At 42.1% G+C, this 26233-nt stretch carries 33 protein-coding genes; 1 reads left to right on the top strand and 32 read right to left on the bottom strand.

From position 1 onward, the window contains the following. Positions 1–157: 157 nt before the first annotated feature. The 18 genes from NSQ26_RS04735 to NSQ26_RS04650 form a co-directional block, all read right to left on the bottom strand. A complete protein-coding gene (locus NSQ26_RS04735) occupies positions 158–565 on the bottom strand; it encodes a hypothetical protein (protein ID WP_499719425.1) in 408 nt (135 codons plus the stop codon). Between the two features lie 15 nt (positions 566–580). Beyond that, positions 581–1357: a TNT domain-containing protein gene (locus NSQ26_RS04730; RefSeq protein ID WP_499719423.1), complete on the bottom strand. Its 777-nt coding sequence runs from the start codon at positions 1355–1357 to the stop codon at positions 581–583. A gap of 384 nt (positions 1358–1741) precedes the next feature. Further along, complete coding sequence (locus NSQ26_RS04725) at positions 1742–2059, bottom strand: hypothetical protein (RefSeq protein WP_499719421.1); 318 nt, start codon at positions 2057–2059, stop codon at positions 1742–1744. 13 nt (positions 2060–2072) lie between these two features. Then, complete coding sequence (locus NSQ26_RS04720; RefSeq protein WP_499719420.1) at positions 2073–3413, bottom strand: T7SS effector LXG polymorphic toxin; 1341 nt, start codon at positions 3411–3413, stop codon at positions 2073–2075. Positions 3414–3526: 113 nt separating this feature from the next. Beyond that, positions 3527–3700, bottom strand: a complete 174-nt coding sequence (locus NSQ26_RS04715) for a T7SS effector LXG polymorphic toxin (RefSeq protein ID WP_499719387.1) — start codon at positions 3698–3700, stop codon at positions 3527–3529. Positions 3701–3769: 69 nt separating this feature from the next. Further along, a complete protein-coding gene (locus NSQ26_RS04710; protein ID WP_499719418.1) occupies positions 3770–4402 on the bottom strand; it encodes a hypothetical protein in 633 nt (210 codons plus the stop codon). Then, the gene (locus NSQ26_RS04705; RefSeq protein ID WP_499719417.1) at positions 4383–4745 is read right to left on the bottom strand and encodes a TNT domain-containing protein; all 363 of its coding nucleotides are present in this window, start codon (positions 4743–4745) and stop codon (positions 4383–4385) included. Before NSQ26_RS04705 ends, NSQ26_RS04710 begins: the two co-directional genes overlap by 20 nt. 104 nt (positions 4746–4849) lie before the next feature. Continuing rightward, positions 4850–5470, bottom strand: coding sequence for a hypothetical protein (locus NSQ26_RS04700; protein WP_499719415.1), 621 nt, complete (start codon positions 5468–5470; stop codon positions 4850–4852). A gap of 95 nt (positions 5471–5565) precedes the next feature. Beyond that, entirely contained in the window at positions 5566–6204 is a 639-nt protein-coding gene (locus NSQ26_RS04695; RefSeq protein WP_499719414.1) for a hypothetical protein, read from the bottom strand. Between the two features lie 21 nt (positions 6205–6225). Continuing rightward, positions 6226–7047 (bottom strand): TNT domain-containing protein, encoded by an 822-nt coding sequence (locus tag NSQ26_RS04690; RefSeq protein WP_499719413.1) that lies wholly within the window; start codon positions 7045–7047, stop codon positions 6226–6228. Between the two features lie 57 nt (positions 7048–7104). After that, entirely contained in the window at positions 7105–7743 is a 639-nt protein-coding gene (locus NSQ26_RS04685; protein WP_499719412.1) for a hypothetical protein, read from the bottom strand. Between the two features lie 126 nt (positions 7744–7869). After that, positions 7870–8496 (bottom strand): hypothetical protein, encoded by a 627-nt coding sequence (locus tag NSQ26_RS04680; RefSeq protein ID WP_499719410.1) that lies wholly within the window; start codon positions 8494–8496, stop codon positions 7870–7872. Between the two features lie 12 nt (positions 8497–8508). After that, positions 8509–10599, bottom strand: a complete 2091-nt coding sequence (locus tag NSQ26_RS04675) for a T7SS effector LXG polymorphic toxin (RefSeq protein ID WP_499719409.1) — start codon at positions 10597–10599, stop codon at positions 8509–8511. A gap of 25 nt (positions 10600–10624) precedes the next feature. Then, positions 10625–11089 (bottom strand): DUF4064 domain-containing protein, encoded by a 465-nt coding sequence (locus NSQ26_RS04670; protein WP_499719407.1) that lies wholly within the window; start codon positions 11087–11089, stop codon positions 10625–10627. Between the two features lie 42 nt (positions 11090–11131). Beyond that, a complete protein-coding gene (locus tag NSQ26_RS04665) occupies positions 11132–11932 on the bottom strand; it encodes a YfjC family protein (RefSeq protein ID WP_499719405.1) in 801 nt (266 codons plus the stop codon). A gap of 20 nt (positions 11933–11952) precedes the next feature. Then, the gene (locus NSQ26_RS04660; protein WP_499719404.1) at positions 11953–12240 is read right to left on the bottom strand and encodes a hypothetical protein; all 288 of its coding nucleotides are present in this window, start codon (positions 12238–12240) and stop codon (positions 11953–11955) included. Between the two features lie 160 nt (positions 12241–12400). Beyond that, entirely contained in the window at positions 12401–12616 is a 216-nt protein-coding gene (locus NSQ26_RS04655; protein WP_499719402.1) for a T7SS effector LXG polymorphic toxin, read from the bottom strand. 61 nt (positions 12617–12677) lie between these two features. Continuing rightward, positions 12678–13109, bottom strand: a complete 432-nt coding sequence (locus tag NSQ26_RS04650; RefSeq protein ID WP_499719400.1) for a hypothetical protein — start codon at positions 13107–13109, stop codon at positions 12678–12680. Positions 13110–13432: 323 nt separating this feature from the next. On the opposite strand from NSQ26_RS04650, the gene NSQ26_RS04645 reads away from it, so the two are divergent. Then, positions 13433–14602: an IS701 family transposase gene (locus tag NSQ26_RS04645; RefSeq protein ID WP_499719398.1), complete on the top strand. Its 1170-nt coding sequence runs from the start codon at positions 13433–13435 to the stop codon at positions 14600–14602. On the opposite strand, the gene NSQ26_RS04640 is transcribed toward NSQ26_RS04645, so the two are convergent. The 14 genes from NSQ26_RS04640 to NSQ26_RS04575 form a co-directional block, all read right to left on the bottom strand. Continuing rightward, a complete protein-coding gene (locus NSQ26_RS04640; protein ID WP_499719397.1) occupies positions 14599–16305 on the bottom strand; it encodes a T7SS effector LXG polymorphic toxin in 1707 nt (568 codons plus the stop codon). The genes NSQ26_RS04645 and NSQ26_RS04640 overlap by 4 nt on opposite strands. A gap of 436 nt (positions 16306–16741) precedes the next feature. Further along, positions 16742–17539: a hypothetical protein gene (locus tag NSQ26_RS04635; RefSeq protein ID WP_499719371.1), complete on the bottom strand. Its 798-nt coding sequence runs from the start codon at positions 17537–17539 to the stop codon at positions 16742–16744. Between the two features lie 85 nt (positions 17540–17624). Continuing rightward, positions 17625–17921 carry a hypothetical protein gene (locus tag NSQ26_RS04630; protein WP_499719396.1) on the bottom strand — a complete coding sequence of 99 codons (297 nt, stop codon included), beginning with the start codon at positions 17919–17921 and terminating at the stop codon, positions 17625–17627. A 123-nt stretch (positions 17922–18044) separates the two neighbouring features. Beyond that, positions 18045–19070, bottom strand: coding sequence for a hypothetical protein (locus NSQ26_RS04625; protein WP_499719395.1), 1026 nt, complete (start codon positions 19068–19070; stop codon positions 18045–18047). Between the two features lie 101 nt (positions 19071–19171). Beyond that, the gene (locus NSQ26_RS04620; protein ID WP_499719394.1) at positions 19172–20782 is read right to left on the bottom strand and encodes a hypothetical protein; all 1611 of its coding nucleotides are present in this window, start codon (positions 20780–20782) and stop codon (positions 19172–19174) included. Continuing rightward, positions 20779–20904, bottom strand: coding sequence for a hypothetical protein (locus tag NSQ26_RS04615; protein WP_499719393.1), 126 nt, complete (start codon positions 20902–20904; stop codon positions 20779–20781). Before NSQ26_RS04615 ends, NSQ26_RS04620 begins: the two co-directional genes overlap by 4 nt. After that, the gene (locus NSQ26_RS04610) at positions 20882–21202 is read right to left on the bottom strand and encodes a T7SS effector LXG polymorphic toxin (RefSeq protein WP_499719392.1); all 321 of its coding nucleotides are present in this window, start codon (positions 21200–21202) and stop codon (positions 20882–20884) included. Before NSQ26_RS04610 ends, NSQ26_RS04615 begins: the two co-directional genes overlap by 23 nt. Before the next feature lie 69 nt (positions 21203–21271). After that, on the bottom strand, positions 21272–21904 hold the full coding sequence (locus tag NSQ26_RS04605) for a hypothetical protein (protein ID WP_499719391.1): 633 nt from the start codon (positions 21902–21904) through the stop codon (positions 21272–21274). A gap of 15 nt (positions 21905–21919) precedes the next feature. Then, complete coding sequence (locus NSQ26_RS04600) at positions 21920–22252, bottom strand: TNT domain-containing protein (RefSeq protein ID WP_499719390.1); 333 nt, start codon at positions 22250–22252, stop codon at positions 21920–21922. Between the two features lie 104 nt (positions 22253–22356). After that, entirely contained in the window at positions 22357–22998 is a 642-nt protein-coding gene (locus NSQ26_RS04595; protein WP_499719389.1) for a hypothetical protein, read from the bottom strand. Between the two features lie 5 nt (positions 22999–23003). Then, entirely contained in the window at positions 23004–24875 is a 1872-nt protein-coding gene (locus NSQ26_RS04590; protein WP_499719388.1) for a glycohydrolase toxin TNT-related protein, read from the bottom strand. 113 nt (positions 24876–24988) lie between these two features. After that, positions 24989–25162 carry a T7SS effector LXG polymorphic toxin gene (locus NSQ26_RS04585; RefSeq protein WP_499719387.1) on the bottom strand — a complete coding sequence of 58 codons (174 nt, stop codon included), beginning with the start codon at positions 25160–25162 and terminating at the stop codon, positions 24989–24991. A gap of 69 nt (positions 25163–25231) precedes the next feature. Continuing rightward, a complete protein-coding gene (locus tag NSQ26_RS04580; RefSeq protein ID WP_499719386.1) occupies positions 25232–25864 on the bottom strand; it encodes a hypothetical protein in 633 nt (210 codons plus the stop codon). Further along, entirely contained in the window at positions 25845–26207 is a 363-nt protein-coding gene (locus NSQ26_RS04575) for a TNT domain-containing protein (protein WP_499719384.1), read from the bottom strand. The genes NSQ26_RS04580 and NSQ26_RS04575 overlap by 20 nt, the downstream gene beginning before the upstream one ends. Positions 26208–26233: the final 26 nt, after the last annotated feature.

Genomic DNA, 26233 nt, shown 5'->3' with positions numbered 1-26233 from the left:
CATGTTTTTCTCGCCAAGTGCCAAGCTATGGTGAAGCATTGGCTACACCACTAGCCTAACATGCCCGAACTCAATGTAAAGTCGCTTCGTTTGAAGTTTCCTAGTTTTTTGGATGATATCCCCTAAAACTGGATTCCTATCTCGCTACCCCTCATCATTATTGTCCAGTTAAGTGTAACCCATCCACTACATAAAAAAGATCTTTAGGAACACCAGCAACTGATAGTGCATACCTCAACCGCGGAATGTCAAACGTGTCATCATAGATGTATAAATCTTTACGAGAAAGAAAAGTCTTAATCACAGTATCAAAATAATGACGGGAAAGTTGTTTCAACAAAAAGAATTTGCTTCCCTCTTCTTCAGTTGCCAAAGTTTCTATGTCTGTTAAATACGGTTTATTCGTCTTCTCTTGAATAAACAAGCCATAAATCCACTTTCCCTCTTCCTCTTTTAATAAGTAATAACTCTCATAGGGTTCTACTACTTGCTCTAATTTCCTTCCATGGCATACCGTTTTTCGGCCTACTGCATTCAATAATTGTGCTGCCTCTATCAATTTCACTACAAACACACCCCTCTATTTAATTTCCTCAATATAACCGAGAAGCTCTAGATTTTTCACTGTAGGCTCATAAAGCTTCCCTGTATCTGGATGAGGTACCTTCGGGCTATTCCCAGTATAATATTGGGTCCCTCCACCGGGCCGATCAAACCAAGGTGCAATCTCTCCACTTTCTACTTGAAACGGTCTTTTAACTCTATATTGGCGATATGAGGCACTATCACTATGCAATGCTAAAGCTCTTTGTTCATACGGTGTGCCTGCTGGAGATAAATATCGTCCTGTTTCCGGCTCCCCATACCTATCAATCACCGCTCCTGGCTCCATAGTTGTCTTCACACGCTTCCCTTTAAATCCATCATTCGGCGGCCACTGTATATCGCCAGTTTTTTGATCATAGTACTTCGGATTATCAAACGTTTTCTTGTACTTTAAGTACATCTCGTCGCTTGGACGGTATGCCCATCCGTCAAGTTTGGCCCGATCTGCTGCACTAATCCCATTGACGACCTTATCAGTCGGTTTCCCTGTTCCCTTCACATCATTTACTGTCCCGGAGCTAGCGCTTCCTGAACCCGACTTTACGTCTTTCACTGCCCCAGAACTTTGAGATCCTGATTTCGCGCTATTCACTGATCCCGAGCTTTTCGTTCCTGACACATTATTCGTTGTCCCTGAACTTTTCGAGACTGATTTCACGCTGTTCACTGAACCGTTGCTTCCAGCGCCTGACTTCACATCTTTTACTGCGCCGCCCGATCTTCTCGATCCTGACATCGCACTTCTTGTCACCGCTCCGGCGCCACCTGTTGTAAATCCGGCTAGCTGTAAGCCATTTAACCAGCTATCAGCGGCGTTTCGGATTGATGTTGGCTTGTGTAGTTACTCCGAATCCACCTGAAAAAGAAAACAGCCCCTATACCCATCAAAACATAATGACACCAGGGGCGAGTGCTTATTTCGATTCCAATTCATTGTATTCTTGATATAGAAGTAACGATTTGCACAGATACTCATTATAATCCCAAGAGTCAACGGTCACCCGTGGGAAAGAAGGCTGAAAGTTTGCTGGACTTTTCATCGCTTTACTTCGCCCTTAATCTTTTCTACCTGTCTCAGTTCATAGAACTTCTTCAAAACGTCTTGATTTTTTACAATACCTTATCTATCAGTTTTTCAACCCAGTTTTTCTTTGTACTCATGGGATACCTTCAATAGCTTCTCGCCCAATCGAGGAAACATACCCCACGAGTCTCTAATGATGTAATTGTACGTAGGCAAGTACTTCCCAGGAGACATTGCAGCTTTCATTTGATTTAACTCTCCTAGAATTTCTGATAGCACAGGAATAGAAGCGTCCGTTCCTGTCCCTTTTTTGTGCAACTCAATCTCTTGTTCTAAATCACTGACAACATCATCTATTAGCATCTTCACTGCCGTTTTTCTATTATCCATTGCTTGTGAGGAAACGTTCTTACTGTTATTTTTACTCATAATGTATCACACCTTATCTCTTAATTTCTTTTAAGTTTTCCCAAGGATTAGGAACCCAGATTTGCTTGGCTCCACCTACATATTGGAAGCCGAAATTCTTTTGACCCGCCGCGTTTCCTTTAAGGATTGTGGTACCTGGTTGTATCTGCCATTGTTGTATCCCTGTCATACTATTCCAATTAGGAGGCAAAGCCAAATTTGCACGGTTAATATCAGGACCAAACGTTTCAAACAGATATGGTCCATTTGGTTTTGCAGGACCTCCATAAAACCTGAGACCGTAGGAGTTATCGCTAGCAACATCCATTCGTATCGTTCTAACATCAAATGACTCCATTATATCTTTTCTTAGTTGCCTTGGAAGACCTAGGTCTTTTAAAAATTGAGATCCTTGTTTAGCTCCCGCATACGGAGAACCGTGAGGATGATTGGAAAATCTTATATCATCAACACCCCTATTATCAGCTGACTTTCCAGCGCCCTTCACACTGTTCACTGATCCAGAATTTCGCGCCCCCGGTTTCAAGGCACTCACTGCACCGCGTGTAGCTAATCCAGCACCACCTGCCAAAGATCCGGCTAACCCTGCACTACTTAGCCAGTGATCAGTTGAATAGGGATCATCTGGATTCACAGTACCAACGAACATATCATAGGTGCCTATTGAGGCATAATTAACGAAAGTGAACACGTTCGGATCGTCTATAAATTCATTATAACGCATCTGCGCCCCATCCCACATGCTAACACCTGCATCAAATAGACCAAATGTGACATGGTTTCCATAGTCATAAAACGAATCAAATGCTTTTTCTGATCTGTCTTCCACGCCATCCCAAATTGAATTACCTATTTCTACGAAGCTGTCCATTGACTTACTAAAGCCATATTTCACGTGATCCCACCATGACATATCTTCTATGCTGTCTAATTCTTCTTTTGTACAACTCTCACCTTCCTCAACCTCCACGGCAGACTTCGGTGCGAGTTCATGAAGCGTATTCTCTTCAAAGTGGGCTTGTGCTTGTCTCACGTAAATAGGTGGCATGACGGGGCCAGCGCTTGCCCATCTCTCTGCTTTCTTGACAGTGCTTCCGAGCGAGTTCAGGTGTGCTTCTACTGCTTTCATGATTGCTGTGTTTGTTTTGTCAAGGCTGCTTAATTTTTGATGCACTTGTTGGGCATGTCGTTTTGCTTCTTTAATATCTATTGTCATCGCTGTTCCGTTCAAACTTCCAATGTTAATGATGTCTTGGATTGATGCGGCGATTTTATTGACATTAGAAATCGACTGGTTTGTCGATAACATCAGACGATCGAGTCCCTTTGGCACTTGTATCACCAAAAATCTCACCGGACGAGTGCGTCCGAGGACTCAAAGCTCAAGATGTTCTTTTTCATTTGTTTCACGGCTTTTGTGAATACGTTGAAAAAGCCTCGGAATGAACGTATCGTTGGTAGTTGCACTTATTTAAAATGGTTTCGAATTGCTTCTGGACCATCACCGCTAAATGTGCCAACCATGATCACACGCCGCACTTGCGTTTCCATCGTTTGGAATGTCTTGTCTGCGTCTTCTCTTCTTTTGATGACTTCATCTAAAATGCTGATTGCTTCTTTTGCATCAAGTATTTTTGTCATGGCGCTCCTGCATGATCTTGCATATGTATAAACCCTTGATGTCGTTGTCAATGGCACCAAGGGTTCGTCTTAAAAAATAAAATGCTTCACATCTTCATCCGTAAAAGTCACATCTATATTCTCTCGCTTCAATAAATCGGGCACTGCCTTCTCAAACAAATAAAGCAAGCACGTTTGTTGGAAAGCAAAAAAGCAAGCTAAGTCTAATGTGACTGGCAAGGTCGAATGCACCTTTTGTCCATCTCTTCCATAAAAAGATACAACATAGTCGCCCTCACTCTTTTCAAGCACAATTCCGCGTCCGTTTGGCTTCTCATCATCATAAAATATACCTGCAGGCATTCCTAGTGTCGAGAATGCTTGTTCTAATTGCTGTTTATTAAACGTTTGAGCTCCAATGTTTAAATCTTTATTTTCAAGACTGAACGCCACAACCATTTGTTCGAAAGACTGCTCTGCGAGTTGCTTTAGAAAGAAGAACCTGCTTCCCTCTTCTACAGTTGAGAAAACTTCTACATTTTCCATGTATGGTTGATTGGTTCGATCTTGTACAGCGAGGCAGTAAACCCACTCGCCGCCGTCACCCTCCAACAACAAATAATAATTTTCTTGCTGTAGAGGAACGGTCATCAGCCGACCATCTCTGCACTCTGTATGCTTTCCAGTCGCATTCAATAATTGTTCAACTTCTTGCATTTTCACTATGAGCGCCCTCCTTAAATTCGACCAGTCGTAGGTACCCTAGACGCACTAAATCTCTAGCTGTGGGAGTAATACTTTTACCCGTTCTAGGATCAACCATTTTTGTATATTTGGTCATATGCTGCGTTCCTCCACCCGGTTGATCGAACCACGGTGCAGTTTCACCACTAACCACTTCAAATGGACGAAGGACTTCATAACAATAATAAGGGAACACCAAAACATGCGGCGGTAGTGACCGCTGTTCAATCGGTGTGTCGCGTGGGTACAAAAACATCCCCTCTGGACCACCAAGTCTATCTACAAATGTTCCTGGTTTTAATGTGGCTTCTTTAGGCTCCATCTATGTTCATCTCCTTTTACTATATATACGAGAGGTTACGGGGGAAGGTTTCTTTTTAGGGAACTGCTGTCACTGGATAATCCAGTGACAGCAGAAAATGCCGATCACCACACAAACGTTGCCATTTCCTCATCTGTGAACGTTTCAATAAACCCTTCACTTTGAAGTAATTTCGGTACTTCTGTTTGGAACAAATGCAACAAAAATGTAGAACGAAACGCGAGCCGTACCGCCCATGGATAATCGTCTAGCGGGATAGAAGACTTGATTGTTTTCCCTTGCGACACCAAAGATAAAATGCTTTCGTTGGAATTTACCTTCTTTAAATGCACACATGTATGATAAGGCGTATCGTCTACACAAAATGTTCTATGCGAAATATCCGCCATTTGTAGAGATTTATACAAGTCTTCCACGGTTTCTGGCGTTGAACCGATGTGTTTGAGCCTGAATGTAGTGATAACACTATTAAAGAAGTGAGTCGAAAGTTGTTTTAAGAAGAAATATCTACTTCCTTCTTCTTTTGTATCAAAAGTTTCTCTTACTGACATATAAGGATTATTCGTTCTCTCTTGTACAAAAAATCCATACACCCACTTATCGCCGTCTTTCTTTAGCAAAGCATAATTCTCATAAGGAAAAGGTACTTGCTCTAACCGATCAATCGTATATGATGTTTTTGCGCCTGCTAAATTCAGTAAATCCGCAACTAGTTTAAATTCCAAGATGATCAGACTCCTCAATTAAAATACTTTGCTTTAGGGATGTTTCCTGTCATTGAATGACTTGTCAATGACAGGAAGCAATATACCTTACTGCCTCATCCAAATATAAAGATACTCATCTCTTCATCTGTAAGCTGTTCTGTGATACCCTCGCTTTGAAGAAGTTTGGGCACTTCTGTTAGGAATAAATGCAACAAAAAAGTTCTATTAAATGTTGAAAATAGCCCCCATGGAAGATCATCGATCGGAACAGAGCTTTTCACTATCTTTCCTTTGGATACCAAAGATAAGATCCATTCGCTATCATTTACTTGACTTAGATGCATACAAGTACCACGAGGGGGTTGATTAAAATACAGTGTGCTCTTAGGAATACCTGCTGTTTGTAAAGATTGATATAGCATATCCACATCAGCAACATCTGGATCGAAATCAATGTTATGATTCAACTTTAAAGGCGTAATGACCGTATTACGGTAGTGCGAAGATAAACTCTTTAACAAGTAATAAGTCGCAGCTTCCTCCTCTGTTACAAATTCTTTCATTGTCTGTGTGTAAGGGGTATTTGTCCGTTCTACAAATACCCTCCTATATACCCATTTCTCTCCGTCTTTTTTTACTTCCTCATAACCTTCATAAGGAGGAACAACCTGCTTTAAATGTTTGTTTACGACTGTTACACGATAACCTGCTTGATTTAAGAGTGATCCAGCTTGTTCGATTGTGATTTTCATTGTAAGGACACCTCTGTAATATTAATCAATAACTTCAATATATTTCTCTCTAATCAAGTCTTCGACAGTAGGATTAGTAATGATTCTTCCATTTTCACCCTTTATCGTCACATTCTGTGTATAATACTGGGTTCCACCACCAGGCCTATCAAACCATGGTGCAATCTCCCCACTCTCCACTTCAAATGGTTTTTTGACCCTATACTGATAATAATTTGCACTATCACTATGCAATGCGAGTGCCCGTTGTTCATATGGCGTCCCAGCTGGAGATAAATATTTTCCTGTTCCTGGCTCTCCATATCTATCAATCACCGCTCCTGGCTCCATAATCATTTCCACACGCTTCCCTTTAAATCCATCATTCGGCGGCCACTGTATATCACCCGTTTTTTGATCATAGTACTTCGGATTATCAAACGTTTTCTTGTACTTTAAGTACATCTCGTCGCTTGGACGGTATGCCCATCCGTCAAGTTTGGCCCGATCTGCTGCACTGATTCCATTGACGACCTTATCAGTCGGTTTCCCTGTTCCCTTTACATCATTTACTGTCCCGGAGCTAGCGCTTCCTGAACCCGACTTTACGTCTTTCACTGCCCCAGAACTTTGAGATCCTGATTTCACGCTATTCACTGATCCCGAGCTTTTCGTTCCTGTTACATTATTCGCTGTCCCAGCGCTTTTCGAGCCTGCTTTCACGCTGTTCACTGAACCGTTGCTTCCGGAACCTGACTTCACATCTTTTACTGCGCCGCCCGACCTTCTCGAACCTGACATTGCACTTCTTGTCACCGCTCCGGCGCCACAAGATGCCTTATTCGGGGGAATATTTCCTGCCATTGAAGATATTAGCTACTTAACGGCAGGAAATACTTGTGGAAATTACACCTTACAGCCTCATCCAAACATAAAAATACTCATCTCTTCATCTGTAAGCTGTTCTGTGATACCCTCGCTTTGAAGGAGCTTTGGCACTTCTGTTAGAAATAAATGCAACAAAAACGTATCAATAAATACTGCAAATACACCCCATGCAAAATCATCAAACGGCATCAAACTTATCACAACTCTCCCGTCAGAAACCAGAGATTTCTTCCATTCACTGTCATTTATCTGACTCAAATGCATGCAGGTACCAACGGGAGATTTATTAAAGTAAAATCTATTCTTAGGAACACCTGCTGCTTGTAAAGATTTGCATAACAAGGTTACATCAGATATATCTTGGTGAAAATCAATTTTATGCTTCAATTTGAAAGGAGTGACAATGGTATGATTGTAATGAGAAGATAAGCTCCTTAAAAAGTAATAAGTCGCAGCCTCCTCCTCTGTTACAAACTCTTTCATTGTCTGTGTGTAAGGGGTATTTGTCCGTTCCACAAACACCCTCCTATACACCCACTTCTCGCCGTCTTTTTTTACTTCCTCATAACCTTCATAAGGAGGAACAACCTGCTTTAAATGTTTGTTTACGACTGTTACGCGATAACCAGCTTGATTTAAGAGTGATCCAGCTTGCTCGATTGTGACTTCCATTGTAAGGCCACCTCTACTACTTATGACTTCAAGCTATGTTCTCTTTTTACTATACATATAAGAGAGGTTACGAGGAAAAAGATTGGCAGCAAAAATTGTAGCTCGCCCATAAAAGATGATATGAAATCAACTAATAAAGAAATCAATCTCCTCATCTGTAAATGTCACAGCCACATTCTCTTGTTTAAGAAACATTGATACTTCTGTTTCAAACAAATGTAGCTTCACTACACTCTGAAATGTGAAGAAAAGAGCGCGATGTAACTCCAAAGGGAGAGAAGAAGAAACCTTATTCCCACTGGTACCAAAAAAAGAAATAATACAATCCGTTCCTTTCGATTCTAATACAACTGCACGATGACTTGGTTTTTGATCTACATAAAAAAGGTCTTTAGAAACACCAGCAACCGATAGTGCATACCTCAACTTTGAAACATCAAACGTGTCATCATAGATGTGTAAATCTTTACGTGCAAGCAAAGGATGTACTACTGTTAAAGAATAATAACTGGAGAGTCGATCTAAAAAAAAGAAACGACTGCCTTCTTCTCTTGTATCAAATGTTTTTTCTTTTTGAAAGTAAGGGGTGTTCTTCATGTAACGCTTGAACACACCATACTCCCACTTCCCCTTCTCCTCTTTTAATAAATAATAGTCTTCATAGGGAGAAGGGACTTGCTCTAAACGACCATCTACATACACTGTTTTTTCTCCGATAGCATTTAATACTTTTCCTACATCTCTTATGTCCAACGTACATCCCCCCTAATTGATCTTTTTAATATAGCCCAGATCTAATAAATTTTTCACAGTAGGATCATAAAGTTTTCCTGTCTTCGGATGAGGCACTTGGGGCATATTACCAGTATAATACTGCGTTCCCCCACCAGGACGATCAAACCAAGGCGCAATTTTTCCACTTTCTACTTGAAAAGGTATTTCAACCCTATACTGATGATAAGGCGCATTATCGCTGTGTAACGCTAACGCCCGTTGTTCATACGGTGTTCCTACTGGAGATAAATAGCTCCCACCTGGGTCCCCGTATCTATCTAGCACCGCTCCTGGCTCCATAGTTGTCTTCACACGCGCCCCTTTAAATCCATCATTCGGCGGCCACTGTATATCGCCTGTTTTCTGATCATAGTACTTCGGATTGTCAAACGTTTTCTTGTACTTTAAGTACATCTCGTCGCTTGGACGGTATGCCCATCCGTCAAGCTTTGCTCGATCTGCCGCACTAATTCCATTAACAACCTTATCAGTCGGTTTCCCTGTTCCCTTCACATCAGTTACTGTCCCAGAGCTAGAGCTTCCTGAACCCGACTTCACATCTTTCACTGCCCCAGAGCCTTTTGAGCCTGATTTCACATCACTCACTGATCCCGAGCTTTTCGTTCCTGTTACATTATTCGCTGTCCCAGCGCTTTTCGAGCCTGCTTTCACGCTGTTCACTGAACCGTTGCTTCCGGAACCTGACTTCACATCTTTTACTGCGCCGCCCGACCTTCTCGAACCTGACATTGCACTTCTTGTCACCGCTGCGGCGCCACCTGTTGTAAACCCAGCTAGCTGCAAACCGTTTAACCAGTTATCAGCGGCGTTTCGAATTGATCTAAATGCATTTGATGCTGCGCCAGAAATGACCGCACCTGCCGACGCACCCTTTGCTGGTCTGGGGCTTCTCGAACCTGACTTCACACTGTTCACTGATCCAGAATTTCGCGCCCCCTGTTTCAAGGCACTCACTGCACCGCGTGTAGCTAATCCAGCACCACCTGCCAAAGATCCGGCTAACCCTGCACTACTTAGCCAGTGATCAGTTGAATAGGGATCATCTGGATTCACAGTACCAACGAACATATCATAGGTGCCTATTGAGGCATAATTAACGAAAGTGAACACGTTCGGATCGTCTATAAATTCATTATAACGCATCTGCGCCCCATCCCACATGCTAACACCTGCATCAAATAGACCAAATGTGACATGGTTTCCATAGTCATAAAACGAATCAAATGCTTTTTCTGATCTGTCTTCCACGCCATCCCAAATTGAATTACCTATTTCTACAAAGCTGTCCATTGACTTACTAAAGCCATATTTCACGTGATCCCACCATGACATATCTTCTATGCTGTCTAATTCTTCTTTTGTACAACTCTCACCTTCCTCAACCTCCACGGTAGGCTTCGGTGCCCATTCATGAAGCTTGTTCTCTTTAAAATGCACTTGTGCTTGTGTGACATGGATAGGCGACATCACAGGACCCGCGCTTGACCATCTCTCTGCTTTCTTAACAGTGTTTCCGAGCGAGTTCAGGTGCGCTTCTACCGCTTTCATGATTGCCGTGTTTGTTTTGTCAAGACTGCTTAATTTCTGATTCACTTGTTGGGCATGTCGTTGTGCTTCTTTAATATCCATTGTCATCGCTGTTCCGTTCAAACTTCCAATGTTAATGATGTCTTGGATTGATGCGGCTACTTTATTGACATTGGAAATCGACTGGTCCGTTGACATCTGTAACCGATGTAACCCCTTTGGCACTTGTATCAACCAAAAATCTCGCCGGACGAGTGCGTCCGAAGACTCAAAGCTCAAGATGTTCTTTTTCATTTGTTTGACTGCTTTTGTGTACACATTGAAAAAACCTCGGAACGAACGTATCGTTGGTAGTTGAACGTATTTAAAATGGTTTCGAATTGCTTCTGGACCATCACCGCTAAATGTGCCGACCATGATCACACGCCGTACTTGCGTTTCCATCGTTTGAAATGTCTTGTCTGCGTCTTCTCTTCTTTTTATGACTTCATCTAAAATGCTAATGGCTTCTTTTGCATCAAGTATTTTTGTCATGGCGCACCTCCTTTTACCTTAGCATCTACATCATGACTTGATTACGCTCCTTACCACACGACGAACAAAACTTGCCGACATTCGTAATAGGTGACCCGCAATGTACACAAAAGTGTGATCCTCCCTGAACATCAGCCCCTCTCTCCGCTCGCATAAGCACCATGATACCAGCAATAATATAAAGAACTGCAGGAGCCAATGGGATTAAAAAAATTAGATAGGCGTTTGTCATCACAATGTACACAATCACACTACTTATAAAAATTGCTCCTGCAGTTTTAGGCAATTTCCGTATCACCACCACTGCAAATACTCCGGATATAGCCGCAATAAAAGCCCCGATCATTACCCAAAAATAATCATTAGATGAAAATATATGTGCATTTTCCTCTTCCATCAAGATTAAATGAAGCATCCATGCAGCTAGTCCTCCCACAAAATATAAAGAAACTCCTATAATCCCTAGCACTTTTTCTACCGTTCGATTCATTTACTAGTCCCCTCCAACAAGCATTTTTACCTCGGTTCCCCCTTACCTAAACCAATCATTCAGCCCGTCAATAATCATGCCCAGATATTCTCGTTTTTCTACTGGGTACGCATACACTTCTTGTTTCTCTTCAATATCGTGATAATGGATATGCCAAACGAATTCTTCCGATTCTAAGAGGAACTGCATCTCAAGTAATTCACTTTCATTTTTCACAGCATAATCGGTCTGTAAAAATGAAATATTATCAAACACCAATTTGTTTGCACGATAGTCCTTTAAGAACTGCAAAATCGGACCAGCATATACCTCTTTCTCAATCAGTTCATCCAACTGTTCTGCGGTGATCTCGTGCAGCATTTCAAAGAAGTCTACTTCCATCGTAAATCCTTCTGACTCTCCCATATTTACTTCTTCTACTTCATAAAAAGTATGTAACGCTTCTGTTCGTTCGTCCACATCATGAACCAGTTCAAACGAGTGATCTGCCCCTTTACATGTTTGAACAAACGCGTTGTCCCCTTCTACATGGTGAAGCATCAACACCGTGCTTCCTCGCACACACCGTAAACGCTTGCTTGCTCTCATGAGTGTGTGAATAAAGCTCTCAAATTCTTTAATGAGGTTAGACTCTCGTTCACTGTCCCAATAGCCACGGTGCTTGAGCAGTGTTTCCGTGTGTTCTGCAAATCGAACTCGTTCTTCTTCGCTTGAAATTCTTTTACTTGCGTTTAAAATTTCTGCCGCTACTTCTCCGTATCCACATAACAAAAATGCCGTCGTAATTTCGTCTGTCGATAGTGTGAACGCTGTTTTTGCTTGTTCCATCTCTAATTCTGCCATCTTTAGTCACTCCTAGTTTTCTATTTCCCCAAATTCATACGGGCGCCAATCTCGTCCGCAAAACGTGAACCTAGGTCCATCACACCTCTTCTAACCGTATCAACATTTACGATCATAGACGCCGTCTCGACGAAATTCATCACGTGATCCCACATCGACGGCTCTTTTGTGCTTTCTACTTCCTCTCTCGTACAGCTTTCACCCTCCACGGCAGGCTTCGGTACTAGTTCATGAAGCGTGTGCTTTTCAAAGTGGGCTTGTGCTTGTTTTACATAAATAGGTGGTATGACGGGGCCAGCCTTGACCATCTCTCTGCTTTCTTAACAGTGTTTCCGAGCGAGTTCAGGTGCGCTTCTACAGCTTTCATAATTGCTGTGTTTGTTTTGTCAAGACTATTTAGCTTCTGATGCTTCTGATGCACTTGTTGAGCGTAAAATGGACCCCTTTGTCAAGACACGATTTTTGAATTCATAAGGTTGTCTCATTCAGGAAGTGGAGGCACCACTGAACGGGAATCGCAAGTGCATCTGGAGATTCAAAGCTCAAGATGTTCTTTTTCATTTGTTTGACTGCTTTTGTGTACACATTGAAAAAACCTCGGAACGAACTTATTGTTGGTAGTTGCACGTATTTAAAATGGTTTCGAATGGCTTCTGGACCGTCGCCGCTAAACGTACCGACCATGATCACACGCCGTAAGAAACAGCACCATTAAAATAAAATGGTGCTTTCATTCCTATGATAGTTACCAATTACCCTTATCAAAACCCTCATCATCCAGCTCTTTGACATATACTGAAATCCATGAAACCGTATGTTCTACAGGATCTGTCTCAATAAATATCCCCTTTGGACTACAATACACTTCTTCAAAATCGTCATACTCAAAGCTCGGCTCTATCTTTAACACCTCTTCAATATGCATGCCGATATGGATCTTGTCAAACAATTTACCGTTATAACCTTTCAAAGCTGTAATTTTAAAGAGCTTACCATTCATTAAGTTAAACCACAAATCCATTGAACCTTCCAGTTCGTATTTTATTAAAAATTTTCCTAAGTATACATCTGACTCGCCTAACTCATCAATTGTATCAAAGAATTCACTGATGTGGCTGTATAGCTTTATTCCCCCCATGCCTTTCCACGGAACAATAGGTGCATTTAAATCTGTCAATTTATTCCCCTCCTGCGAAAATAATTGTTGCTTTTTCTGACCCATCAGTTAAGTACTTATTCGGGCTTCCATCAACAACCTTAATAATACCTTGGTCACTCGTGCTTATTTTAACATATGGATTATTCCCGTGCCTTCCTCCACCTGGTGATACTTGAACTTGAGTAATGTTCTTTCCGTCTCCATGATTATTAATTTTCTTAAAATGAGCAAATCTCCTTCAATAAAATTCCAATTTGCTACAAAATAAAAGACAGAACGACTCCGATGGTTTAAAATGAAAGCACCACACCGTCACCAAACCAAAGGAGCGTATCTGTCTGATGACTAGCTTATCACATCATGAAGCAATCGACAAAGGATTCAAAGAATGGAATTTACCTTTTTATTTTTCGAAACCAGTCGTCACACACCTCAAACACATGCTTGATGGGATGTTTACCAAAGGATTTGCTGGCAAATTGACGGATATACACACACTGAGTCACCATTCTAAACATCGGACAACACTCGGACATTTCCTAGCAAACGGTGCATGGAACGAGTCCTATCTTCTTCGGCTTTCTCAACAATATGTGCGCCAAATGATTGATTTAAGCAGACCTGTGTTCTTCCTGTTAGATGATACGATCTCTAAAAAGACCAAGCCTTCGTCACAGGCGAAGTCTCCGGTGGAATCATGTGGTTTTCATTTCTCACATACTGAAGGGAAGCCTGTTTGGGGACACCAAATTGTCCAAATGATAGTGAAATCAGGGGATCAGGCCTATCCGTATGAACATCAGCTGTATGAAAAGGATCAGACTGAAAGCAAAATTGCTTTGTCTTTAAACATGATCGATCGGCTTCCTGCTAGGAGTCAGCCTTCGTATTTGCTTTGTGATAGTTGGTATACATCCCATTCCATCGTTGAATCATCCTTATCTAAGGGCATTCATTTGATCGGTGCTTTGAAAACAAACCGCATTATTTATCCGCAGGGAATTCGCACCCAAGCAAAAGACTTCGCTTCTCATATTCAAAAAGAAGATACCGATGTTGTGACCATCGGTCAAGAATCGTACCGTGTTTATCGGTATGAAGGGGCTTTAAATGACATCCCATACGGCGTCGTCTTATTGAGTTGGAAAGTAGCAGACCCTATGGATTCAGCTCACATGCGCTGTTTTCTGAGTACTGATACAGAATTGTCTACTGCACAAATCCTGCAGTACTACGGAGAACGCTGGAGCATCGAGACATACTTCAAACAAATCAAAGGAACAATGGGCTTTAACAAATACCAAATCAGAAAGAAGCGCGCCATTGAGCGCTTTTGGATCATCGTTCAGTTTGCGTACCTTTTTGTCATGCGGTTTGGAAAAGATCATTTCAATGGCGCAGTTCTTGCTTTCCGAAAGCAAAAAGTGCATAGTGTTATTGATTTTGTTTATCATCAAACAGCCGCAGGCGCTCCTTTAGAGCAAATTAAAAAAGAGTTACATGTTGCTTAGGGAAGCTGTTTTTGCTTCTCGACTGGAAATTTATTACTGGGGTTTTGCTCATTTAAAGTAATTTTAATAACTTTTGCGCCTGAATTCGATCTTGTAGAGTCTCTAATTGTGACATCATATCCATTATTTCTTAACATCTGAGCTATCTCATCTGTTGATTTACCCTTGAATACATTGGGATTGGACTTTATTGTATCAACAGTTACTCTACCTTGCGAAGAGAAAACATTGCTTGCCTTCGAACCACTCTTCGCCGCTCTAACCCCTCTAGAACCCCATTTAACGAGAGGACCACCTCCAGTCCCTGCTAATGCTAATGCGCGTTCCCCCAATTCTAGCTTACGTCCTGTAATTGGATCTACACCAGTGATTGCTTCGTACCCAGATTTAAAATTACTCAAAACAGGGAGAGAATCAATGACCATGGAAGTATCCTCTGATGACCATTCAACACCACTCTTAGGTAGTGGCTTGCCCCAATCGTCCGAAAAATATTTCGTTCTCGTTTTCCCCTCTGCCTGGGCAACAATGTGGGCTGCTTCATATGAGGAAGACGCCTTACTTACATCTACCGGGCGACTTGCTTTTACGTCTGATACAGAACCTCTAAATAACCTTAGAACAGAACTAATTGCTGTGATCGCGGTTCCTGATGTTTGAGAAGCAACCCCTGTAAACATGTTCACAATCGAACCAACAAAATCATTTGCCGCATTCCTCACTCTATCTGTTTGCGCGCGGGCTTGATAATTTTTTGCCATACGCTTCAGCGTCTCTCGTACCGCTGGCGAGAGGTTGGACGCGTCCGTTTTTACAATAAATTTATTTGCTTGTTTATCGTACATTAGTCTAGAAGCCAACATCATACTGACAGTGCCTGTTGTCATTGTCGCATTTAGGCGGTCATTCATCCCGTTGAATCCTTTTAATGAATCGGCAGCATTGCTTACCATGAAAAATAAGTTCGCCACTTGATCTAATAGAGAGTTACCTCGATTTTTCTCCCTTTTTCCACGTGCGCCGTCTGTACTTCCTGGCTTCGGTGCGAGTTCATGAAGCGTATGCTCTTCAAAGTGGGCTTGTGCTTGTCTCACGTAAATAGGCGACATCACAGGACCCGCGCTTGACCATCTCTCTGCTTTCTTAACAGTGTTTCCGAGCGAGTTCAGGTGCGCTTCTACCGCTTTCATGATTGCCGTGTTTGTTTTGTCAAGACTGCTTAATTTCTGATTCACTTGTTGGGCATGTCGTTGTGCTTCTTTAATATCCATTGTCATCGCTGTTCCGTTCAAACTTCCAATGTTAATGATGTCTTGGATTGATGCGGCTACTTTATTGACATTGGAAATCGACTGGTCCGTTGACATCTGTAACCGATGTAACCCCTTTGGCACTTGTATCAACCAAAAATCTCGCCGGACGAGTGCGTCCGAGGACTCAAAGCTCAAGATGTTCTTTTTCATTTGTTTGACTGCTTTTGTGTACACATTGAAAAAACCTCGGAACGAACGGATTGTTGGTAGTTGCACGTATTTAAAATGGTTTCGAATGGCTTCTGGACCGTCGCCGCTAAACGTACCGACCATGATCACACGCCGTACTTGCGTTTCCAACGTTTGAAATGTCTGGTCTGCGTCTTCTCTTCTTTTGATGACTTCATCTAAAATGCCGATCGCTTCTTTTGCATCGAGTATTTTTGTCATTCCGCTCCTCCTTTTACTTGATTCGATTTGCGATTAGGCAGTAATTCAACCATGCTCTGTACCACAACAAGAACACCTATTGCGCTCCTGGCTCTTACTCCTCTTATTCTCTTTGTTCACAATCAATAGGATCCCAGTAAGCAAATATAGCACTATAGGAACGGTCCCCGCTATAACAAATACAGCCCAATTGGTTGAAAACAGGCTATATGGTACTGTACCAGTCAAAAAAATAGCCGCTGACACCCTTGGGTATTTATTTAAAATCACCACTGCGAACAACCCTGCCACTGTAGATATTCCTGAGCCAATAATAGCCCTATAATAATAATCTGTACCGTCTGCAATATAAACTAAGAAAATTAACATCGTTCCTACTCCAAAAGAAAACACCCCTACAGTTCCCAACACAAACTCTACTATTCGTTATTCCCCCCTACCTAAACCAGTCATTCAGCCCGTCAATGATCATGCCCAGATACTCTCGTTTCTCCACTGGGTACATATACACTTCTTTTTTCGCTTCAATATCGTGATAATGGATATGCCAAACGAAGTCTTCCGATTCTAAGAGGAACTGCATCTCAAGTAACTCACTTTCGTTTTTCACAGCATAATCGGTCTGTAAAAATGAGATATTATCAAACACCAATTTGTTTGCACGATAGTCCTTTAAAAACTGCAAAATCGAACCAGCATATGCTTCTTTCTCGATCAGTTCATCCAATTGTTCTGCGGTGATCTCATGCAACATTTCAAAGAAGTCTACTTCCATCGTAAACCCTTCCAACGCCTGTGTGTCCACCTCTTCTACTTCATAAAAATCATGAAGGAATGTGGTGCGCTGTTCTACATCATCCACCAACTCAAACGAGTGATCTGCCCCTTTACATGTTTGAACAATCGCGTTATCTCCTTCTACATGGTGAAGCATCAACACCGTATTTCCTCGCACACACCGTAAACGCTTGCTTGCTCTCATGAGTGTGTGAATAAAGCTCTCAAATTCTTTAATGAGGTTAGATTCTCGTTCACTGTCCCAATAGCCACGGTGCTTGAGCAGTGTCTCCGTGTGTTCTGCAAACCGGACACGCTCTTCCTCGCTTGAGATTCTTTTACTTGCGTTTAAAATTTCTGCCGCTACTTCCCCATATCCACATAACAAAAATGCCGTTGTCATCTCGTCTGTTGATAGTGTGAAGGCTGTTGCTTGTTCCATCTCTAATTCTGCCATTTTTAGTCACTCCTAGTTTTATTTTCAATTACTTCTTCAATTTCAAATGGGCGCCAATTCCCCTTTTTCTCTTGATACAAGGCTATTACTTTTTCCGACTTTTTGTCGCTGCCCACCACTTCACATAAGAAAAACCCCTCCTTAACACTGTTTGACCAATAAATTGCCAGAAATCGCTCCTGTACACAAAGTAAATATTAGCAATACTGAACCCGTAAATAAACATTCCTGCTGTAAGTAATTGAATACACGATAGTAGTCTTACGTCTAATCTGCCTAGATCAACTTTAAATAGCATCCTGAAAAGAACCTTACATACGATCTTCACTATAATTGGTTTTCCTTTCAGGACCTCGTCTATATCAATTTCATACTTGCTCATGTCAATAACCACTCATGTAAAAACATAATCAAGTACATGTAGCTCACTTAGCGGCGTCTTCAGCGATTTCCCCAAATTCATACGGGCGCCACTTGCCTTTTTTCCTCCAACGGAAGTTTCTTTTCATTTGACATTATTACCTTCCTCTTTAACCTCTTCAATTTCATCAAATTCAAATGGACGCCATTGACCCGGCTTCTCTTCGTACAATGCCATTACGTGACGAGGCTCTTTGTCACTTCCTTTAACTTCGCAGGAGTAGATTCCTTCCCCCATTCCTTCTTCTTTTAAAAAAATGAGTTCCTCTGTCGAACCACGGAAGAAAGATCTCTTAAAGAAATATTTCTCTCCCTCTTGTTTAAAAAAAGACATCTGATCAGGAACATGATTATTTCTTGCTGAACTATATGTGAAAACTCCTTGCATACCTCTTACCTTATACTTAAGAGGGGAAAATATTACATAGTCAGCCCCAAAAGAATCGTTGCCAACAAAGCTCATTTTTTTAGCCATATTAATTACTGCCCAAATAAAACTCCCAACAAACACTGCTAAGACAAAAGCACTAGGCACGAGAACCGTTATCGCATCAGCTACCTCTAAACCGTACTTTTTCTCATACCATCTTACGTGATCTGGACCATTCCACCGCCAAAGATAATCGCCATTACGAATCGCAGGCCACACAACATAAGAAAAAGATAGACACATAGTTAACATATACAATCCCAATATTTTCTTCAACACAGATAAAGAAGACTTATTTTTAATTAAGATTGCAATAAAAAAGCCTATCTGAATCGTCAACAACGCAATATAAATCCATTTCAATAAAATAGCTCCATCAATAAGTTGTATGAAAAAAAGCGCTGCTGTAATAACAGTCCATATACATGCTAAGCCTAATATAGCTAAGCTAAAAATTTTCTTATTAAAAAATCGGTAAGTAACATGAACAACTATCATCCCCAGAACAAAATATCCTGCTAGCAATATTTGTCCTACCAGACGAAAAACGTCATTCCTGTACAAAAAATAAATGTTACCGATGCTAAACAAATAAACAAAGATACCACCAAAAAGAAAGAGCACATAGCCTACTATCCTCATATCCATACGTTCAAGGTCATATTTCTTCACTTTATTCATCGCTTTCTCTCCCTCTACCAACATTCCCCTTTAATACCTCTGCTCATTCCTACTCTATTACTACACTAAAATCAAGGGGGAAAGACCCCCTTAAGATCGAGTCAATGTTGGTAAGACCTCGACTTCCTGAGCTCTTCAAGCTCACTACGTGTCGTTGGTAATGGCTGGTTGATCGAGTCCAAAACATTTCTTCCTGATTTAACAATTTTCGGCATCCAGTGCTCCCCAAAGTCTCTTCCTGCTTGAGTACCAAAACCCTCTGAGGAAAGATTAAATAGTGCTAGTGCAGGAGACCCAAATCCATAACCCAGTGCACCTCCTGCCAAAAAGCCAACACCAGCTCCTGGAAGGACACCCAGAGGGCCTGCAGCAAAAAATCCTCCTGCACCGCCAATGAGAGCACCAGTAACTCCGCCAGCTACCGCACCGATAACAGGTCCGCTCATATCCGCCGCGAAACCAAATAAAGCGCGACCTGCTTTTTCTACAAATGTCTTATCCTTGTTTTCCGATCTCACAAACTCAAGAGAGTTGTCTAAGATGACTACACCGGTGCCGATATAAGGAACTTTTTTCCCGTATTTCATTACAGAATCCCAAGGAATATTTTTTACACCTTTACCCACACCTTGAAGGGTTGTGGTAACACCTCTTACAACCTTATTATCCATCGTGGCCTTTCCTAACGCTGCTGTTGCCATTGCTGCTGTTGCCTTCAATTCTGTTATCTTCCTGCCACCCAATTGACTTGCTTTAGCAATGTTTGTCACTGCTGTTGCTGCTGTCTTTGTGGCCAGTCCTTTTACGAAATTTGTGGCAGAAAAGGCTTTAACACCGTTCACAATGCTTCCTGTTGTCCTTGCAATCTCCCGCCCAACTGGAGTATTCGCAAAAGCTGTGCCCAGTTTTGTTACAGTGTCTCTAGCACCTACTGCTGTGCTAATAATGCCTTTACCAATATCACTTTCCGCAAAAGACTTACCAAGTCTTGTAACGCCATCGCTAACAGTCGCCTTTATGCCAGACCATGTTCCTTGAAACGAGTCACCTATCTTTGAAAGAGCTGTCATCCCTTTAGACGGTAGTCCTTTTAGTGCACTTACTGTGTCTCCTGCAAATGACATTGCTCCTCTTGTGACAGGATGTGTGCTCACATACATACCGAAACCATTCACCGCACGACCCATTTCTTTATTCAATGCTCTGCCCGCATACCGCAAACCAGAGGTAAGCGTCGTAAACCTCTTCACTTGTTCGTCAAAAAACATCTGAGATTCCATCATCACTCTCACGGTTGTTCCTGTTATTTCTTTACCAAAGCGGTCGCCTATCTCCTTTGCTCCACCCACGACAGTCACAACGTTCGTCACCGTCGATGCCATTGAGAAGAAATCTCCCACCTGATCCCACAAGGACGGCTCTTTCGTACTCTCTACCTCTTCTCTCGTACAGCTTTCACCCTCCACGGTAATCTTCGGCGCGAATTCATGGAGCGTATTCTCTTCAAAGTGGGCTTTTGCTTCTGTCACGTAGTTCCTCGGCATCACAGGTCCAGCATTCGACCATCTCTCTGCTTTCTTGACGGTGTTTCCGAGCGAGTTCAGATGTGCTTCTACCGCTTTCATGATTGCCGTATTCGTTTTATCAAGACTCTTTAACTTCTGGTGCACTTGTAAGGCGTCCCTTTTTGCTTGATTAATATCCATTGTCATTGGGCGCCGCTTAATTTTCCGATGTTCACAATATCTTGAATCGATGCCGCTATCTTATTGACATTGGCAATCCCCTCATCGGTTGACACCTGTAAACGCTCAAGTCCTTTTGGCATGTCCATAAACCAAAAGTCTTGCCGGACGAGTGTCCGCAGATTCAAAGCTTAAGATGTTCTTTTTCATTTGTTTAACGGCTTTTGTGAACACGTTGAAAAAACCTCGGAACGTACGTATCGTTGGTAGTTGCACATATTTAAAATGGTTTCGAATTGCTTTTGGACCACCGCCGCTGAACGTGCCGACCATGATCACACGCTGCACTTGCGTTTCCATCGTTTGAAATGTCTTGTCTGCGTCTTCTCTTCTTTTGATGACTTCATCTAAAATGCCGATTGCTTCTTTTACATCGAGTACTTTCACGGTGCACCTGCCTGGTCTTACGCATACATAAACCCATGATGACGTTGTCAATGGCATCATGGGTTTGTATCAAAAAATAAAATGCTTCACATCTTCATCTGTGAAAGTCACATTGATATTCTCTCGCTTCAATAAATCAGGCACTGCCTTCTCAAACAAATAAAGCAAGCACGTTTGTTGGAAAGCAAAAAAGCAAGCTAAGTCTAATGTGACTGGCAAGGTCGAATGCACCTTTTGTCCATCTCTTCCATAAAAAGATACAACATAGTCGCCCTCACTCTTTTCAAGCACAATTCCGCGTCCGTTTGGCTTCTCATCATCATAAAATATACCTGCAGGCATTCCTAGTGTCGAGAATGCTTGTTCTAATTGCTGTTTATTAAACGTTTGAGCTCCAATGTTTAAATCTTTATTTTCAAGACTGAACGCCACAACCATTTGTTCGAAAGACTGCTCTGCGAGTTGCTTTAGAAAGAAGAACCTGCTTCCCTCTTCTACAGTTGAGAAAACTTCTACATTTTCCATGTATGGTTGATTGGTTCGATCTTGTACAGCGAGGCAGTAAACCCACTCGCCGCCGTCACCCTCCAACAACAAATAATAATTTTCTTGCTGTAGAGGAACGGTCATCAGCCGACCATCTCTGCACTCTGTATGCTTTCCAGTCGCATTCAATAATTGTTCCACTTCTTGCATTTTCAATGAGATCACGCTCCTTTACTTGACTTCAACTTGTCGTAAATATCCCAAACGTACTAAATGCCTCACTGTCGGTGTGATCGTTTTTCCTGTCTTAGGATCAACCATTTTCATATCCATCATGACATGTTGCGTCCCGCCACCTGGTTGATCAAACCACGGTTCAATTGTCCCACTTACCACTTCAAATGGACGAAGGACTTCATAACAAAAATATGGTGCCTCTAAACTATGCGGTGGCAATGACCGCTGTTCAATCGGTGTATCCTGCGGGTACAAAAACATGCCCTCTGGACTGCCGTACCTGTCTACCAGCGTACCTGGCTTTAATATCGTTTTTTCAGCATCCATCTACGTTCATCTCCTTTTATTATATATACGAGAGTTTACGGGGGAGGGTTTCTTTTTCTGGAACAGCTTTCACAATGATTTGCCTACACTATGAGCTGAACACACTACCCAAGAATAAAATTCTTCACATCCTCATCTGTGAATCTAACATCAACATTTTCTTTTTGAAGTAACGCTTCTACTTCTGTTTCAAACAAGTGTAATAAGAATACTTCACTGAATGAGAAAAAAAGTGCTTCATCAAGTTCTAACGGAAAATCAGGGTGAGAAAACGTAGCATGCACTTTTTTACCATTCATTCCATAAAAGGCAATAGCATAGTCATTCCCTTTTGTTTCTAGTACAATTGCACGATGGTTAGGTTTTTGGTCTACATAAAACAGCTTTTTAGGGATACCTGCAATATTTAATGCTCGATATAACTTTTCCACTGTTCGTTTTCCGAATTCCATCTCTTTATGAGCACGTTTAAATGGCTCAATCACTTTAAAAAAATAGTAATTCGAAAGTCGCTTTAAGAAAAAAAAGCGACTCCCTTCTTTCTTCGTCTCAAAAGTTTCTTTTACTGATAGATACGGTTTATTTTGTCGTTCCTGTATAAATAGTCCGTACGCCCATTTCTCACCTTCTCTCTGTAACAAATAATAATTCTCGTAAGGAGAACGAACTTCTTCTAAACGATCAGGTGTGTAAGTTGTTTTTACACCTACTGCATTCAGCAAATCTGCAGTTTCTTTAAATTCCATAATGATCACGGTCCTTTAATTTTGTCTAGATATTCCAACCGTACCAAGTCCTCTACAGAAGGCGTAATATATCCCCCTGCCCTCTTATCATAAACCTTTATACTCGTCAAATATTGCGTTCCACCGCCAGGCCTATCAAACCATGGCGCAATCTCCCCACTCTCCACCGGAAGTGGTTTCTTTACCCTGTATTGGTAATAAGGCGCACTATCACTATGTAATGCCAACGCCCGCATTTCATATGGTGTTCCTGCTGGAGACAAGAAACTTCCACCTGGATCACCATACCTATCAATTACCATTCCTGGCTCTAGCATTGTTTCCACACGTTTCCCTTTAAATCCATCATTCGGCGGCCATTGTATATCGCCCGTCTTTTGATCATAATACTTCGGATTATCAAACGTCTCTTTGTACTTTAAGTACATTTCATCGCTCGGACGGTATGCCCATCCGTCAAGCTTTGCTCGATCTGCCGCACTGATTCCATTGACGACCTTATCAGTCGGTTTCCCTGTTCCCTTCACATCATTTACTGTCCCGGAGCTCGCAGAACCTGACTTCACATCTTTCACTGTCCCAGAGCCTTTTGAGCCTGATTTCGCGCTATTCACTGATCCCGAGCTTTTCGTTCCTGACACATTATTCGCTGTCCCTGAACTTTGAGATCCTGATTTCGCGCTATTCACTGATCCCGAGCTTTTCGTTCCTGACACATTATTCGCTGTCCCAGCGCTTTTCGAGCCTGATTTCACGCTGTTCACTGAACTATTGCTTCCAGCGCCTGACTTCACATCTTTTACTGCGCCGCCCGATCTTCTCGATCCTGACATCGCACTTCTTGTCACCGCTCCGGCGCCACCTGTTGTAAACCCGGCTAGCTGCAAACCATTTAACCAGCTATCAGCAGCGTTTCGAATTGATCTAAATGCATTTGATGCTGCGCCAGAAATGACCGCACCTGCCGACGCACCCTTTGCTGGTCTGGGGCTTCTCGAACCTGACTTCACACTGTTCACTGATCCAGAATTTCGCGCCCCCTGTTTCAAGGCACTCACTGCACCGCGTGTAGCTAATCCAGCACCACCTGCCAAAGATCCGGCTAACCCTGCACTACTTAGCCAGTGATCAGTTGAATAGGGATCATCTGGATTCACAGTACCAACGAACATATCATAGGTGCCTATTGAGGCATAATTAACGAAAGTGAACACGTTCGGATCGTCTATAAATTCATTATAACGCATCTGCGCCCCATCCCACATGCTAACACCTGCATCAAATAGACCAAATGTGACATGGTTTCCATAGTCATAAAACGAATCAAATGCTTTTTCTGATCTGTCTTCCACGCCATCCCAAATTGAATTACCTATTTCTACAAAGCTGTCCATTGACTTACTAAAGCCATATTTCACGTGATCCCACCATGACATATCTTCTATGCTGTCTAATTCTTCTTTTGTACAACTCTCACCTTCCTCAACCTCCACGGCAGACTTCGGTGCGAATTCATGGAGCGTATTCTCTTCAAAGTGGGCTTGTGCTTGTCTCACGTAAATAGGTGGCATGACAGGACCAGCGCTTGACCATCTCTCTGCTTTCTTGACAGTGCTTCCGAGCGAGTTCAGGTGCGCTTCTACTGCTTTCATGAGTGCCGTGTTTGTTTTGTCAAGGCTGCTTAATTTCTGGTGCACTTGTTGGGCATGTCGTGTTGCTTCTTTAATATCCATTGTCATCGCTGTTCCGTTCAAACTTCCAATGTTAATGATGTCTTGGATTGATGCGGCAATTTTATTGACATTAGAAATCGACTGGTTTGTCGATAACATCAGACGATCGAGTCCCTTTGGCACTTGTATCACCAAAAATCTCACCGGACGAGTGCGTCCGAGGACTCAAAGCTCAAGATGTTCTTTTTCATTTGTTTCACGGCTTTTGTGAATACGTTGAAAAAGCCTCGGAATGAACGTATCGTTGGTAGTTGCACTTATTTAAAATGGTTTCGAATTGCTTCTGGACCATCACCGCTAAATGTGCCAACCATGATCACACGCCGCACTTGCGTTTCCATCGTTTGGAATGTCTTGTCTGCGTCTTCTCTTCTTTTGATGACTTCATCTAAAATGCTGATTGCTTCTTTTGCATCAAGTATTTTTGTCATGGCGCTCCTGCATGATCTTGCATATGTATAAACCCTTGATGTCGTTGTCAATGGCACCAAGGGTTCGTCTTAAAAAATAAAATGCTTCACATCTTCATCCGTAAAAGTCACATCTATATTCTCTCGCTTCAATAAATCGGGCACTGCCTTCTCAAACAAATAAAGCAAGCACGTTTGTTGGAAAGCAAAAAAGCAAGCTAAGTCTAATGTGACTGGCAAGGTCGAATGCACCTTTTGTCCATCTTTTCCATAAAAAGATACAACATAGTCGCCCTCATTCTTTTCAAGCACAATCCCACGTCCGCTTGGCTTCTCATCATCATAAAATATACCTGCAGGCATGCCTAGTGTCGAGAAGGCCTGTTCTAATTGCTGTTTATTAAACGTTTGAGAGCCAATGTTTAAATCTTTATTTTCAAGACTGAACGCCACAACCATTTGCTCGAAAGACTGCTCTGCGAGTTGTTTGAGAAAGAAGAATCTGCTTCCCTCTTCTACAGTTGAGAAAACTTCTACATTTTCCATGTACGGTTGGTTGGTTCGGTCCTGTACAGCAAGGCAGTAAACCCACTCGCCCCCATCGCCCTCCAACAACAAATAATAATTTTCATGCTGTAAAGGAACGGTCATGAGCCGACCATCTCTGCACTCTGTATGCTTCCCGGTCGCATTCAATAATTGTTCAACTTCTTGCATTTTCACTGTGGGCGCCCTCCTTAAATTCGACCAGTCGTAGGTAACCTAGACGTACTAAATCTCTAGCTGTGGGAGTGATACTTTTACCTGTTCTAGGATCAACGATTTTCGTATATTTGGTCATATGCTGCGTTCCTCCACCCGGTTGATCGAACCACGGTGCAATTTCAGCACTAACCACTTCAAATGGACGAAGGACTTCATAACAATAATAAGGGAACACCAAAACATGCGGCGGGAGTGACCGCTGTTCAATCGGTGTGTCTTGTGGATACAAAAACATTCCCTCTGGACCACCAAGTCTATCTACAAATGTTCCTGGTTTTAATGTGGCTTCTTTAGGCTCCATCTATTTTCATCTCCTTTTATTATATA

Origin of the sequence: Bacillus sp. FSL W7-1360 (assembly GCF_038592975.1) — a bacterium.
Lineage (GTDB): Bacteria > Bacillota > Bacilli > Bacillales > Bacillaceae_D > Shouchella > Shouchella lonarensis.
The sequence above is the reverse complement of the archived record's forward strand: the minus strand, read 5'-3'. Positions and strand labels throughout refer to the sequence as shown.